The 13,370-nt window shown below is 47.3% G+C and carries 11 protein-coding genes and 1 riboswitch; of the genes, 1 reads left to right on the top strand and 10 read right to left on the bottom strand.

Features of this window, described 5'->3' with window-relative positions; genetic code table 11:
• Positions 1–97: 97 nt before the first annotated feature.
• Entirely contained in the window at positions 98–547 is a 450-nt protein-coding gene (locus tag ABU165_RS01125; protein ID WP_009796026.1) for a YslB family protein, read from the top strand.
• 112 nt (positions 548–659) lie between these two features.
• Here ABU165_RS01125 and ABU165_RS01120 read toward each other — a convergent pair whose 3' ends face one another.
• The 10 genes from ABU165_RS01120 to ABU165_RS01075 form a co-directional block, all read right to left on the bottom strand.
• On the bottom strand, positions 660–1,892 hold the full coding sequence (locus tag ABU165_RS01120) for an aspartate kinase (RefSeq protein WP_101550609.1): 1,233 nt from the start codon (positions 1,890–1,892) through the stop codon (positions 660–662).
• Between the two features lie 146 nt (positions 1,893–2,038).
• A riboswitch (Lysine riboswitch) is annotated at positions 2,039–2,218 on the bottom strand.
• A gap of 69 nt (positions 2,219–2,287) precedes the next feature.
• The gene (gene uvrC / locus ABU165_RS01115; protein WP_101550484.1) at positions 2,288–4,060 is read right to left on the bottom strand and encodes an excinuclease ABC subunit UvrC; all 1,773 of its coding nucleotides are present in this window, start codon (positions 4,058–4,060) and stop codon (positions 2,288–2,290) included.
• 259 nt (positions 4,061–4,319) lie between these two features.
• The gene (gene trxA / locus ABU165_RS01110; protein WP_009796020.1) at positions 4,320–4,634 is read right to left on the bottom strand and encodes a thioredoxin; all 315 of its coding nucleotides are present in this window, start codon (positions 4,632–4,634) and stop codon (positions 4,320–4,322) included.
• Between the two features lie 271 nt (positions 4,635–4,905).
• Complete coding sequence (locus ABU165_RS01105; protein WP_306009005.1) at positions 4,906–5,883, bottom strand: electron transfer flavoprotein subunit alpha/FixB family protein; 978 nt, start codon at positions 5,881–5,883, stop codon at positions 4,906–4,908.
• Positions 5,884–5,921: 38 nt separating this feature from the next.
• Positions 5,922–6,695: an electron transfer flavoprotein subunit beta/FixA family protein gene (locus ABU165_RS01100; protein WP_009796018.1), complete on the bottom strand. Its 774-nt coding sequence runs from the start codon at positions 6,693–6,695 to the stop codon at positions 5,922–5,924.
• 151 nt (positions 6,696–6,846) lie between these two features.
• Positions 6,847–7,620, bottom strand: coding sequence for an enoyl-CoA hydratase (locus ABU165_RS01095; RefSeq protein WP_022544255.1), 774 nt, complete (start codon positions 7,618–7,620; stop codon positions 6,847–6,849).
• A gap of 52 nt (positions 7,621–7,672) precedes the next feature.
• On the bottom strand, positions 7,673–8,257 hold the full coding sequence (locus tag ABU165_RS01090; RefSeq protein WP_009796016.1) for a fatty acid metabolism transcriptional regulator FadR: 585 nt from the start codon (positions 8,255–8,257) through the stop codon (positions 7,673–7,675).
• A gap of 283 nt (positions 8,258–8,540) precedes the next feature.
• Positions 8,541–10,244 (bottom strand): long-chain-fatty-acid--CoA ligase, encoded by a 1,704-nt coding sequence (locus ABU165_RS01085; RefSeq protein WP_318059598.1) that lies wholly within the window; start codon positions 10,242–10,244, stop codon positions 8,541–8,543.
• Between the two features lie 299 nt (positions 10,245–10,543).
• Positions 10,544–10,948, bottom strand: a complete 405-nt coding sequence (locus ABU165_RS01080) for a DUF350 domain-containing protein (RefSeq protein WP_009796014.1) — start codon at positions 10,946–10,948, stop codon at positions 10,544–10,546.
• Positions 10,949–10,962: 14 nt separating this feature from the next.
• Positions 10,963–13,317 (bottom strand): endonuclease MutS2, encoded by a 2,355-nt coding sequence (locus ABU165_RS01075; RefSeq protein ID WP_009796013.1) that lies wholly within the window; start codon positions 13,315–13,317, stop codon positions 10,963–10,965.
• Positions 13,318–13,370 lie beyond the last annotated feature (53 nt).

Below are 13,370 nucleotides of genomic sequence, written 5' to 3'. Positions count from 1 at the left end.
TTATAGGACTGAAGCTGTTTTTTCTTGAATCAGTGCTTTATTTTTATCTGGATTGTATATAATAGAATCATAGAAAGAGGGGAGACGATTGAGCAATATGACATCTGCAGAAACAAAGGCTGAGCACGGGCCGGAAACCGTCCCTGCTTTCGGCTATGAATTGATCCGGGAAGAGATTCTTACCGATATGCTCGGCAAGGATGCAGCCGAAATACTTTATTGGGCCGGCAAAAGGCTGGCAAGGAAATACCCGCTTGAATCGATGGAAGCAGTCATTGAGTTTTTTGAAAACGCCGGATGGGGAAATCTTGCTGTAAAAGAAGAAAAAAGGAGCGAAATGGAGCTCCAGCTTTCAAGCCCATTGTTCGCCAGGCGCTTTAAGGAAAATCCAGATTGCACTTTTCAGCTCGAAGCTGGTTTTCTTGCACAGCAGCTGGAATCCCAGAAAGAACTGCTCTCTGAAGCCTTTGAGCATCCCAAAAAAAGGGGCGGCCTTGTCCTTTTCACAGTGAAGTGGGATAAAAAAGACCGCATCAGCCCGCTATAATGGATAAGCTGCTGTAAGCATAAAAGAAGGGATGGCACGAAGCGCGGCGCGCATCCGGGAGGAGATCCTTCCCCGATGCATCCAGCCCGGCGCCTCTGCCATCTTTTTTGATTTACACGCTCTTTGCCGGAGTGCCTGACAGTTCGAACGCTTCGTGGAGGGCTTCCACCGCTTTGACCATAGAGCTGTCACTGATGACCGTTGACACCTTGATCTCTGAAGTGCTGACCATCTTGACCTGGATCCCATTTGAAGAAAGCACTTCGAACATCTCCGCTGCCACCCCAGGATTCGACACCATTCCCGAACCGACAATAGACACTTTTGCAAGTCCTGATTCTGATTCAATCCGGTCATATTTCAGTGTATCCCGATTGTTCTCCAGAACCTTAAGCGTTTCTTCCAGATCATCATTTTTAATTGAAAAAGACAGGCTTCCTGTTTGTCCTTCAGCAACACTCTGAATAATGATGTCAACATTGATGTGATGCGCAGCAAGTGTCGTGAAGACAGTGGACAGGCCCTTCAGGCTGTCCTCCAGCCCAAGGATTGCTACCTTGGTGATCGCATTTTCAAAAGCTACTCCCCGTACAACTAAATTTTCTTCCATCGTTGGCTCCTCCTCAATGATCGTTCCTCTTTCCCTTTCAGTGCTTGATCTGACTTCAAGCGGCACTTCATAATTCTTGGCAAATTCCACTGCCCTCGGATGAAGCACACCTGCGCCGAGATTCGCAAGCTCTAGCATTTCGTCATATGACAGGGACTGCAGCTTCCTTGCTCCTTTTACATAGCGCGGGTCAGTCGTATAGACGCCTGTCACATCTGTATAAATATCGCACTTATCCGCTTTCAGCACTGCTGCCAGCGCCACTGCCGTTGTATCTGAGCCGCCGCGTCCAAGGGTGGAAATGCTCCCATCTTCTGTTACTCCCTGGAATCCGGCAACCACGACGATCTTTCCTTGATTAAGCTGATTTTGGATTTTCTCCGGATCTATATGTACAATCCTTGCGTTCCCATGCACAGCCTCAGTTTCTATTCCTGCCTGCCATCCAGTGAAGGAGATGCTTTCATAGCCTTTTTCGTTCAAAGCCATGCTCAAAAGGCTGATTGTCACCTGTTCACCTGTTGTAAGGAGCATATCCATTTCACGCTTGCTGGGCGAAGCAGAAATTTCCCTGGCCAGGCCTACAAGCTGGTCAGTCGTTTTCCCCATTGCAGATACAACAACGACTACGTCATTGCCTCTCTCTTTTTCTTCAATTGCGCGCTCTGCTGCATTCATGATTCTTTCTGTGCTGCCAACAGAAGTCCCTCCGAATTTCTGGACAATTAATCCCATCGTTTCTCCTTCTTTCATCTGGATATCGTTTTTCCGGCCGCCTGACATGTAAAAGAGAGGTTATCCATTGCTGATTTGAACACAAAAAAGCAATGAGAATAACCATCCCATTGCTGTGTTTTAAATACATATAAAATATGCCCACACAGTGAGATAGCTCTCCAAGACGGCGCTGTCTTGACAATCCAGTATTTATTCAATACAGGACCAGAAAAGAAAGAAATGAGACTTCCTTTTCTTCGGCAAACATTCCCTTTCAAAGCTTTTCACGGAAACTCATCTTTCTCCAAGCTTTTACTGATGAAGTTTGCACCTCTACCTTCACTTTAATGCTATAAAGTGATATTGCTATAAAGTTGAAATCATTATATCATAGCGTTTTTTTTATATCAATGCTATTCAGATAATTTATTTTTTAATTCCTGTGCGACATTAGCCGGAATTCCGATAGCTGTAAATTCATCCAAGCCGGCTTCTTTCATTTTCTTTACGGATCCGAAGGTTTTCAAAAGCAGCTTCTTTCTCTTCTCGCCAATTCCGGGAATGTCATCCAACAATGACTGGAAGGCGCTTTTTCCGCGGAGCTGCCGGTGGAAGGTGATGGCGAAGCGGTGGACTTCATCCTGGATGCGCTGAAGCAGATAAAACTCCTGGCTGTTCCGCTCAAGCGGTATGATTTCCAGCGGATTCCCATACAAGAGCTGGGAAGTCCTGTGCTTCTCATCCTTGGCAAGGCCGGATATCGGGATATCAAGCCCGAGCTCATTTTCAAGTACATCCCTGACCGATTCAATATGGCCTTTCCCGCCGTCGACAATAATAAGATCCGGAATGGGCAGACCTTCTTTAAGCACCCTGGTGTACCGCCTCCGGACAGCCTCGCGCATGGATTCATAATCATCCGGTCCCTTGACTGTCTTGATCTTATATTTCCTGTATTCGCGCTTTTCCGGTTTGCCGTCTATGAATACAATCATGGCAGAAACCGGGTCAGTGCCCTGGATATTCGAGTTATCAAAAGCTTCAATGCGGTGCGGCGTATAAATGCCCAGCTGCCTGCCAAGATTTTCAACCGCTTTGATCGTCCGTTCCTCATCCCGTTCTATAAGGGAGAACTTCTCCTGGAGGGCAATCCTGGCATTTTTCCCCGCCAGCTTGACCAGATCTTTCTTCTGGCCGCGCTGCGGTTTGAGCACCTTTACTTCCAGGAGCTTTTCTGCCATTTCTTCATTGACCGTATCCGGCACCAGAATTTCACGCGGTTTAAAATGGTTTGCCTTTGTATAGAACTGGCCCATGAAGGTAAGCATTTCTTCCTCAGGCTCCCCGTAAACCGGGAACAGCGAAACATCTCTTTCAATCAGCTTCCCCTGTCTGATAAAAAAGACCTGGACGCACATCCAGCCCTTATCGACGGCAAAGCCGAATACATCGCGGTCAGTAAAATCGGTCGATGTCATTTTCTGTTTTTCCATCGTCGCTTCAATATGGGCGATCTGGTCCCTCAGTTCCTTCGCCCTTTCAAAATCCAGTTCCTCTGCTGCTGCCGTCATTTTGACTGTAAGCTCTTTCTTGATGTCTTTGTAGCCGCCGTTCAAAAATCGTGCAATCTCATCGACAATATCTTTATACTGCTTTTCGCTGACCGGCTTGACGCAGGGCGCCAGGCACTGGCCCATATGATAGTACAGGCAGACCCTGTCAGGCAGGGTCGAGCACTTCCTGAGCGGATAGATCCGGTCAAGCAGCTTTTTTGTTTCATTCGCCGCCTGGACATTCGGATATGGCCCAAAGTACTTCCCTTTGTCTTTTTTGACATTCCGGGTTGTGATCAGCCTTGGATGGCGTTCAGCTGTCAGCTTGATGAACGGGTAGCTTTTGTCGTCCTTCAGCATGACATTGTATTTTGGATCATACTTTTTGATCAGGTTCATTTCAAGAATGAGGGCTTCCATATCTGATGATGTGACAATATATTCGAAATCCTCAATTTCATTTACAAGGCGGAGCGTTTTGCCGTCATGTGAACCGGTAAAGTAAGAGCGGACTCGGTTCTTCAGTACCTTTGCTTTCCCAACGTAAATCACGGTATCCTGCCTGTCCTTCATAAGGTAGCAGCCTGGCTGGTCCGGCAGCAGCATCAGCTTATTCTTGATTCTTTCGTTCATATTTTCACCCCCGGTGCAAAATCAATCTATATACACGCATTGCGTTACAATTTAGATGCCGCCCTTCCATTTTAATAAAAATTACAAAAGGAAAAAAGCAATAAAGGAAAGGAGGGCAAGATTACTATTATAAAAATTCCACAGGACTGCGTCAATATTTTCTTTTTTTATGAAAACTTCCAGCCTGGCATCAGGAGACATAAGGCAATATTATACATAACAAAACCCCGGCTCTTAGAACCGGGGCCATCTTCAATGTTTACGCGTGTTTTGAAAGAAGTTCTGAAAGAGCTTCTTTTGGCTGGAAGCCGACCACTTTGTCAACGACTTCGCCATCTTTAAGGACCAGCAGTGTAGGAATGCTCATGACACCGAACTTGCCTGCTGTTTCCTGATTTTCATCTACATCGATCTTGACGATTTTCACTTTGTCGCTCATTTCGCTGTCAAGCTCTTCAAGCACAGGTGCAATCATTTTGCATGGTCCGCACCATGGTGCCCAGAAGTCAGCAAGAACCAGGCCAGAGCCAGTTTCTGTTGCAAAAGTTTGATCAGTCGCATTTGTAATTGCCATAATATATGCCTCCTAAAAAGTATAGAGTTTGCCGGGAAGTCCCGTCTGGATTCAGATTGAACAATACAGTTTTCCCGGGCAGCATATCTATGCCTGGCTGCCCAATCAAACCGCCAGCTCGAATTCTAATGACAGTATATCACCGTTTCCCTGACGAAGCTAATAATCTGTTTCGTCCGTAATATACCCTTTTAACACTGTTATATTCATGGTTTGACCCAGAATTAAACCAGGGCCAAAAGAGAAAGAGCGGCTCGTGCCGCTCCCCTCATTATGCGTTTACAACTACCTTTCTGAATTCCTCGGTCAGCAGCGGGAGCACTTCAAACAAGTCTCCGACGATCCCGTAGTCTGCCACTTTGAAGATATTTGCTTCAGGATCTTTATTGATGGCTACAATCACCTTTGAATTGGACATCCCGGCTAAATGCTGGATGGCGCCGGAGATGCCGCATGCGATATAAAGATCCGGTGTAACAACTTTTCCAGTCTGGCCGATCTGAAGTGAATAATCACAGTACTCTGCATCACAGGCACCGCGGGAAGCCCCGACCGCTCCTCCAAGAAGATCTGCAAGCTCCTTCAGCGGCCCGAAGCCGTCTTCACTCTTGACGCCGCGGCCTCCTGCTACAATTACTTTCGCTTCAGAGAGGTCCACCCCTTCAGAAGCTTTTCTTACCACTTCTTTAATGATGGTGCGCAGGTCTTTGATTTCAACAGAAAGTGAAGCTGTATCCCCAGTGCGTGACTCATCCTTTTCAAGCGGTGCGATATTATTTGGCCTGATCGTTGCAAAGATCAGCCCGTCTGTGATGATCTTCTTTTCAAAAGCTTTGCCTGAATAAATCGGGCGTGTGAATACGATATTTCCGCCGCTTTCTTCAACGCTGACTGCATCAGAGATGAGGCCGGATTCAAGCTTTGCCGCAATCCTCGGCGACAGGTCTTTCCCAAGCGCTGTATGTCCGCACACGATCCCTTCCGGACCTTCAGAATCCACCACAGCCAGGAGTGCCTGTGAAAAGCCGTCTGAACTATATTGCTTCAGCTTTTCGTCCTCCACAGTAACAACCCTGTCTGCACCGTACTGGATCAGCTCTGCTCCCAGTGCGCTGACTGAATCCCCAATCAGAACGCCGACAACCTCGCCTCCTTCAGATGCAATTTTGGCAGCTGCAATCGCTTCGAACGATACATTCCGCAATGATCCGTCCCTGACTTCGCCCAATACCAATACTTTTCTAGCCATTTTGTGTACCTCCTGAGTATTTATTCTGTATCAATGAATTAAATGACTTTCGCTTCAGTGTGAAGAAGGCTGACAAGCTCTTTGACCTGGTCTTCAAGGTCGCCTTCCAGCACTTTACCGGCTTCCTTCTTCGGAGGGAGATATATTTCGATCGTCTTTGTCTTCGCCTCTACATCATCTTCTTCAAGGTCAAGATCATCCAGCTCAAGCTCCTCAAGCGGCTTTTTCTTCGCCTTCATGATTCCCGGCAGAGAAGGATATCTCGGTTCATTCAAGCCCTGCTGAGCTGTAGCTAGAAGAGGAAGGCTTGTTTCAATCACTTCAGAATCACCTTCAACATCCCGGACGATCGTTGCTGTTGTACCGCTGATGTCCAGTTTCGTGATAGTAGTGATATAAGGGATATCCAGCAGCTCTGCGACACGGGGGCCAACCTGGCCTGAGCCGCCGTCAATGGCCACATTTCCTGCCAGGATCAAATCGGCTTCTTTGTCCTTTAAGTATTCGGACAGGATCTTGGCTGTTGTGAACTGGTCTCCAGCTTCCACATCATCTTCCGTGTTGATCAGTACCGCTTTGTCAGCTCCCATCGCAAGTGCGGTCCGGAGCTGCTTTTCAGCTTCCTCCGTGCCTACGGAAATGACCGTGACTTCGCCGCCATGCTCATCCCTCACCTGGATCGCTTCCTCGACGGCATATTCATCGTACGGGTTAATGATGAATTCTGCGCCATCTTCATTGATCTGTCCGCCCGAAATGGAAATTTTCTCCTCGGTATCAAAGGTTCTTTTTAATAAGACATAAATGTTCATTATGTTCCCTCCCAAATTGATAGGTTAGATGAATCGAATAATTGTTTGCGTTTACATTTTAGAAAAAAATATCAGTTTAAAAGATTGGGAAAATTCAGGGCGGAGTAAATCCCCAGCCAAGAAGCTGAGGGAAACACTCTCTTTGCAGCAGTTATTTTCCTTTAAAAGCAGGCTCTCTTTTTTCAATGAAAGCCGAGATCCCTTCCTGCCCATCTTCAGAGGCGAACACTTTTCCAAAGAGTTCCGCTTCTTTTTCTACCCCATTATAAAACTCAGCATGCTTGGAATGGCTGAGAAGCTCAATTGCCGCTTTCAGCGCGATCGGGCTCTTCCTGGCAATTTTCTTTGCCATATTAAACGCATTCTCCAGCAGCTCTTCTTCAGGGAATGCATGGTTGGCCAAGCCATACTGGACTGCCTGGATGCCTGTGATCGGATCACTTGTGAACAGCATTTCCGCTGCCCGTGCAGATCCTACCAGCCTTGGCAGCCGCTGTGTGCCGGCAAAGCCCGGGACAAGACCCAGCTGAAGCTCTGGAAGGCCCAGCTTGGCTGTTTCGGAAACAAGCCTGAAATGGCAGCCCATGGCAAGCTCGAGGCCCCCTCCAAGCGCAGCTCCGTGAATGGCGGCAATAATCGGCTTCGGAAATGATTCCATCCTTTCGAACAGATCCTGGCCGAACTTGCCCAGTTTAGAAAAGTCGCCGCTGGACTCTACCTCTGTAAATTCTTTGATGTCAGCGCCCGCTGAGAAGAAACGGCCTTCCCCATGGATGAGGACCACCCTGACCTCGTCAGTTTCTTCAATTTCATCCAATACACCGGAAAGCTCTTTAAGCACGCCGGAAGAAAGTGCATTTGCAGGAGGCCGGCTGATTGCAATCTCGGCAACCATATCCTGATGCGACCAAGTTAAATACTCCATGTTTACCCTCCTATAATCGTCGGTTTACTCTTATTATCAGAGTCTGCCTGCCCTAACGGCTGGAACAGCCGTGCACAAGCAGTTTATGGACAGCAGGGGCCAGATCAGTCAGGCTGTACTTTTGGTCGTTCATGACCCAGGTCGTTACAGTTTCGTCTATTGTGCCAAAAATCATCTGTCTGGCCAGCCTGATATCAAGCGAGGGTGAAAATTCCCCGGTTTCAATTCCTGATGCAAGTATCTGATCGATCGCCTTCAAATAGCCTTTCAGCACGTCATTGATTTTTAAGCGCAAATCCTTATTGGACTGCCTTAATTCAAGCTGGGTGACAATGGCCAGATGGTGATCTTCAGATAAAAGCTTGAAATGATTTTCGACCATCATTAATAATTTCTCTGTGGCTGAGTCATTTCCTGCAATATTCTGTTCGATTTTTTCAACAAAAGATCCCATTTTCTCTTCAAAAAGTGAAATCAGGATATCTTCCTTATTCTTAAAATATAAGTATATCGTCCCGTCAGCCACCCCGGCCTGCCTCGCAATTTTCGAAACCTGGGCCTGGTGGTAGCCGTTTTCTGCTATAACCACTACAGCAGCTTCAATAATTTGCATATATTTTGGTTTATTCTTCTTCAACATTTTTCCCCCGTTCCATTTATCAAAAAGCGCAAAGAAAGGGATAATGCTGTCATGCAGATTGTTCCTTTGTGCTAAAATGAATGAATCATCATTCATATTTTTATAATAGTATTACAAGCAAAAGTTGTCAAGAATTTGTCATAATAAAATTTTCTTACCGGCGCTGAGGCGGACAAGCTCTATTTTTCAAAATAAAGAGTCCGAATGGAGATCCGGCCTCAGGAAGGATCTGAATCTGTTTGTTTATACTTTACTCTATTATCCCCTATTTTAAAAATGATCAGGCTTGCTTTTTCTGTTCTTCTTCCAATTTCTTTTTCTCTTCTTCTACAAGAGCCCGGCGCAGTATTTTTCCGACGGCTGTTTTCGGGAGCTCACTCCTGAATTCATAAATCCTTGGAACCTTGTAGGCAGCAAGATGTTTCCTCGTAAATTCATTCAATTCTTCTTCGGATGCCTCATGCCCTTCTTTCATGACTATATAGGCTTTGACCGTTTCCCCCCTGTATGGGTCAGGGATCCCTGCAGCCACAACTTCCTGTACGCCCGGATGTTCATAGATGACTTCTTCTATTTCACGCGGGTAAATATTGAAGCCGCCGGCAATGATCATATCTTTTTTGCGGTCCACAACATAGAAATAGCCTGATTCGTCCATATACCCAAGATCACCTGTGAGGAGCCAGCCATCCCTTAAAGTCTGGGCCGTATCTTCCGGACGGTTCCAGTAGCCTTTCATGACTTGAGGGCCCTTTACTGCTATTTCCCCGACTTCCCCGGGAGGCAGCTTTTCGCCATTTTCCATTGAGAACACCGCAGCATCTGTATCTGGCCATGGCACACCAATGCTTCCTTTAACCCTCGGACGGTCCCATAGATAGTTTGAATGGGTGACCGGCGAAGATTCTGTCAGCCCGTAGCCTTCAACGAGCTTTCCTCCCGTCACTTCCTCAAAACGCTGCTGTACTTCAACCGGCAGGGGAGCTGAGCCGCTGATGCAGGAATCGATCGATGACAGGTCATATTTCTGAAGATCCGGATGGTTGAGAAGCCCTATATAGATGGTTGGCGCTCCAGGAAACAGGGTTGGCCTTTGCTTTTGGATGGTTTTCAAAGTTGTCTCGGCATCAAATTTCGGCAGCAGGACCATCTTATATGCCTGCATAATGGAAAGGATCATCACGGTGGTCATGCCGTACACATGAAAAAACGGCAGCAGGCCAAGTACAATTTCTTCCCCGCGGCGGCATTTGTACAGCCATGCCTGGCACATGGAAGCATTGCTGACAAGATTCCTGTGGGTAAGCATGACCCCTTTGGGGAATCCTGTGGTCCCGCCTGTATATTGCAGAAGGGCGATATCTTCTTCATAGTCGAAGCTATGCTCCTTCAGGCTGCCGATGGGACGCTTCAATATTTCCTTCAGCAAGTGGTTATTTCCTTCATGCTTCACATTAACTACAATGCCATATTGCTTTTTCTGGATATACGGGTAGACAAGATTCTTCGGGAAAGGGAGAGCATCTTTGACAGCGGTTACAATAATATGCTTGATCTCTGTTTTTGGGACAGCCTTTGAAACACGCGGAAACAGAATATCAAGTGTAATGATGGCTTTTGCCCCGGAGTCTTTCATCTGGTACTCAATTTCTCTTTCCATATAGAGCGGATTGGTCTGGACTACCACCCCGCCCGCTATCAGGATGCCATAGTAGCTGATGACTGACTGCGGGGTATTGGGAAGCATGATGGCCACTCTGTCCCCTTTTTCGATGCCCAGCCCCTGAAGATAGGAGGCAAGCTTGAGCGCCTGCTCATACACCTCCTTAAACGTAAATTCCCTGCCCATAAAGTGAATGGCGCTTTTGGTTGGAAACTCCTCTGCTGCTCTTTTTAAATACTGCTGTACCGGTTCGTCTGTGTATGTCAAAGTCGGGGGGATATCTTCCGGATAGCTTTGAAGCCAAGGCCTTTCTTCTGTCATTTTTTTCCCTCCTTCAAAAATGATTTGTTAGAACATTCTAACTGTTCCCATTCATTATAGTATAAGGAAATAATCATGACAATCTGTATGAGCCAAAGGACCTGCTGTTTGGTTCCTGAAAAATAAAAAAACTGCAGGCATGCCCCGCATTAAGGGTTTGCCTGCAGTTTTTGCCGCCATATGCCGGCGGCTCTAACTTTATGCGATGAAAAATATATACACGGCTCCGATGACTATAAATAGCCCGCAAAGCACCAGAAGAATTTTCGCCAATTTTTCCACAGTTCTCCCGCTCCCTGTTAGATGCCTGCCCCGATGACATATGACAATCCGATTGAAATGACCATGGATATGAATCCGACCGCCTTGTTATTATTTTCGATTTCCTCATCGATCCTGAACTTCGGGGTCAGGAATTCATAAATGAAATAGCCTGCCAGCAAAAGGAAAAACCCGAAGACCCCCCAGCCGATCATGGTGAAAAGTGAATCATGCTGAGAAATGGAATGCCTGAAGATGTTGGCGATCCCGAATATCTTCCCCCCTGTTGCCATGGCTACAGCAATATTGCCTTTTTTGATTTCTTCCCAGTTTTTATATTTAGTGACAAGTTCAAAAATGGCCAAAAACACAATCATGCACAAAATGACGACGCTGTAATATGCCGCTGTCTGGATATACTCATTTTCCCAAAAACCGTTCATTCAGACTCTCCCCATCATTTGAACTCCACCACGGTTACGCCTGATCCGCCTTCACCCGCTTCCCCGAAACGGATCCGCTTTACAGACCGGTGGTTCTTCAAGTATTCCTGCACTCCCTGGCGCAGAGCCCCTGTCCCTTTTCCATGAATGATCGAGACCCGGGGATAATTGGACAATAGCGCATCATCAATATATTTCTCGACTCTGATCAGCGCATCCTCATACCGCTCACCGCGCAGGTCCAGTTCAAGGCCTACATGGGAGTCCCTGCCTTTTACGATGGCCATCGCCTTTGTTTCCTTCGGCTTTGGACTTTTAATAAACTCCAGGTCCCGTTCTTTTACCTTCATTTTCAGGATGCCGATCTGAACCTGCCACTCGTCTTCTGAAGCTCTTTCCAGAAGATGCCCTTTTTGGCCAAAGGTCAGTACCTTTACTTCATCCCCGGCTGCAAAATCATGCTTGTCAGACTTTCTTGCCTCTTTTTTGCTTTTGCTGACTTTCGGTGCAGCATCCTCCAGCTTCTTCCGGGCGTCGATCAGCTCATGCTCCTTCACTTCAGCATGCTTTTCGATGCGCATCTTTCTGAGATCACGGATGATCTCTTCTGCTTCCGCCTTCGCCTTCTCGACAATGTCAGCGGCTTTGGCGGCAGCCTTTTCCTGCATCTCGTCCTTTTGCTCATAATACTCCATCATCTGCTTCTGCATATCCTTATGGAGCATATCAGCGCCCCGCAGCAGCTCGTGAGCCTCTTCCAGCTCTTTTTCCGCCTGGCGCCTGCTGTCTTCAAGAGACGCGATCATGTTCTCGATCTGGCTGCTGTCCTCGCTCACATGGGAGCGTGCAGATTCGATTACAGAATTATCGAGGCCAAGGCGCCTGGAGATTTCAAAGGCATTGCTCCGGCCCGGTACCCCGATCAGGAGTTTATAAGTGGGGCTGAGCGTCTCAATATCGAATTCGACACTGGCATTGATAACTCCTTCCCTGTTATACCCGTAAGCCTTCAGTTCAGGATAATGGGTCGTCGCAATAACGCGGCTGCCCCTTTTGTATACCTCATCAAGGATGGAAATAGCAAGGGCTGCCCCTTCCTGCGGATCTGTCCCGGCTCCAAGCTCATCGAAAAGGACAAGGCTTTCAAAATCAGCCTTGGCTAAAATATCAACAATATTGACCATATGTGAAGAAAATGTACTCAAGCTTTGTTCAATAGACTGCTCATCCCCGATATCCGCATAGACAGCCCCAAATACAGACACCTCTGATCCATCCAGAGCAGGAATCTGCAGGCCTGCCTGGGCCATCAGCGTACACAACCCCACAGTCTTAAGCGTTACAGTCTTTCCTCCGGTATTCGGTCCCGTAATCACAATGGTTGTGTAGTCCCTGCCTAAGGAAATATCGTTAGCCACCGCTTCATCTATCTGCAACAGCGGATGCCTTGCCTTGAATAGATTGATCCTTCGCTCATTATTCACTTCCGGCTTGGATGCTTTAAGCCTCCTGCTGTACCTTCCCTTTGCAAACATAAAGTCAACCTCGGCCAGGACCTCGACGATCATATCGAGCTCAGGCTGATAGGCCGCCGCCCGTCCGGAAAGTTCAACTAGTATGCGCTCAATTTCCTGCTGTTCCTTCACCCTGATGCTCTGCAGCTCGTTGTTCAGCTGCACGATTGCCTGCGGTTCAATGAACAGCGTCTGCCCTGATGAACTTTGATCATGGATGATTCCCCCGTAATGGCCGCGGTATTCCTGTTTGACCGGGATGACAAAACGGTCATTCCGGATGGTGATAATGGCATCTGACAGCATTTTCGCCGCATTGGAAGAACGGATCATGCTCTCCAGCCGCTCACGCACACGTGACTCCCTTGTGCGAAGCTGTGTTCTGATGGACCGGAGGGCATCGCTCGCACTATCCAGCATTTCGCCGTTTTCATCGATTGCCATGCGGATGGCCTCTTCAAGCTCAGCCAGCACGATTACCCTATCCATATACTCAGTCAGTATCGGCAGTTCTGATTCTTCGTTTGAAAAATCATCAACAAAGCGCTTCAGCTGTCTGCTTGCATGGACTGTGCTTGCAATCTGCACCAGTTCCTGGGGGCTCAGCATGCCTCCAATCACTGATCTTTTTACATGGGGACGGATATCAAAAATGCCCCCAAGCGGAATATTGCCTTTTATCCGCAGCACTTTAACCGCTTCATCTGTTTCCTCCTGCAGCCGCACCACTTCTTCGTAATCGGCAGAAGGAAGGAGCACTTCTGCTTTGCTGCGTCCAAGCGAAGATGACACATGCTCAAGCAGCTGCTCCCTGACTTTATTAAATTCAAGCACCTTAAGCACCCGTGAATCCATGGAGTAATTCCTCCCTTTTTCTTTCTAGTCCTTCTCTATATAAGCCCTCAAGT

Source organism: Cytobacillus sp. T106 (assembly GCF_040492155.1).
Lineage (GTDB): Bacteria > Bacillota > Bacilli > Bacillales > Cytobacillaceae > Bacillus_AB > Bacillus_AB infantis.
This window is presented reverse-complemented; position numbering and strand designations above follow the sequence as displayed.

Coding starts and splice junctions, on each gene's coding strand:
- ABU165_RS01075 (WP_009796013.1), bottom strand. CDS start 13,317: ATGGATTCACGGGTGCTTAAGGTGCTTGAATTTAATAAAGTCAGGGAG.
- ABU165_RS01105 (WP_306009005.1), bottom strand. CDS start 5,883: ATGGCTAGAAAAGTATTGGTATTGGGCGAAGTCAGGGACGGATCATTG.
- ABU165_RS01100 (WP_009796018.1), bottom strand. CDS start 6,695: ATGAACATTTATGTCTTATTAAAAAGAACCTTTGATACCGAGGAGAAA.
- ABU165_RS01085 (WP_318059598.1), bottom strand. CDS start 10,244: ATGACAGAAGAAAGGCCTTGGCTTCAAAGCTATCCGGAAGATATCCCC.
- ABU165_RS01095 (WP_022544255.1), bottom strand. CDS start 7,620: ATGGAGTATTTAACTTGGTCGCATCAGGATATGGTTGCCGAGATTGCA.
- trxA (WP_009796020.1), bottom strand. CDS start 4,634: ATGGCAATTACAAATGCGACTGATCAAACTTTTGCAACAGAAACTGGC.
- uvrC (WP_101550484.1), bottom strand. CDS start 4,060: ATGAACGAAAGAATCAAGAATAAGCTGATGCTGCTGCCGGACCAGCCA.
- ABU165_RS01120 (WP_101550609.1), bottom strand. CDS start 1,892: ATGGGATTAATTGTCCAGAAATTCGGAGGGACTTCTGTTGGCAGCACA.
- ABU165_RS01080 (WP_009796014.1), bottom strand. CDS start 10,948: ATGAACGGTTTTTGGGAAAATGAGTATATCCAGACAGCGGCATATTAC.
- ABU165_RS01125 (WP_009796026.1), top strand. CDS start 98: ATGACATCTGCAGAAACAAAGGCTGAGCACGGGCCGGAAACCGTCCCT.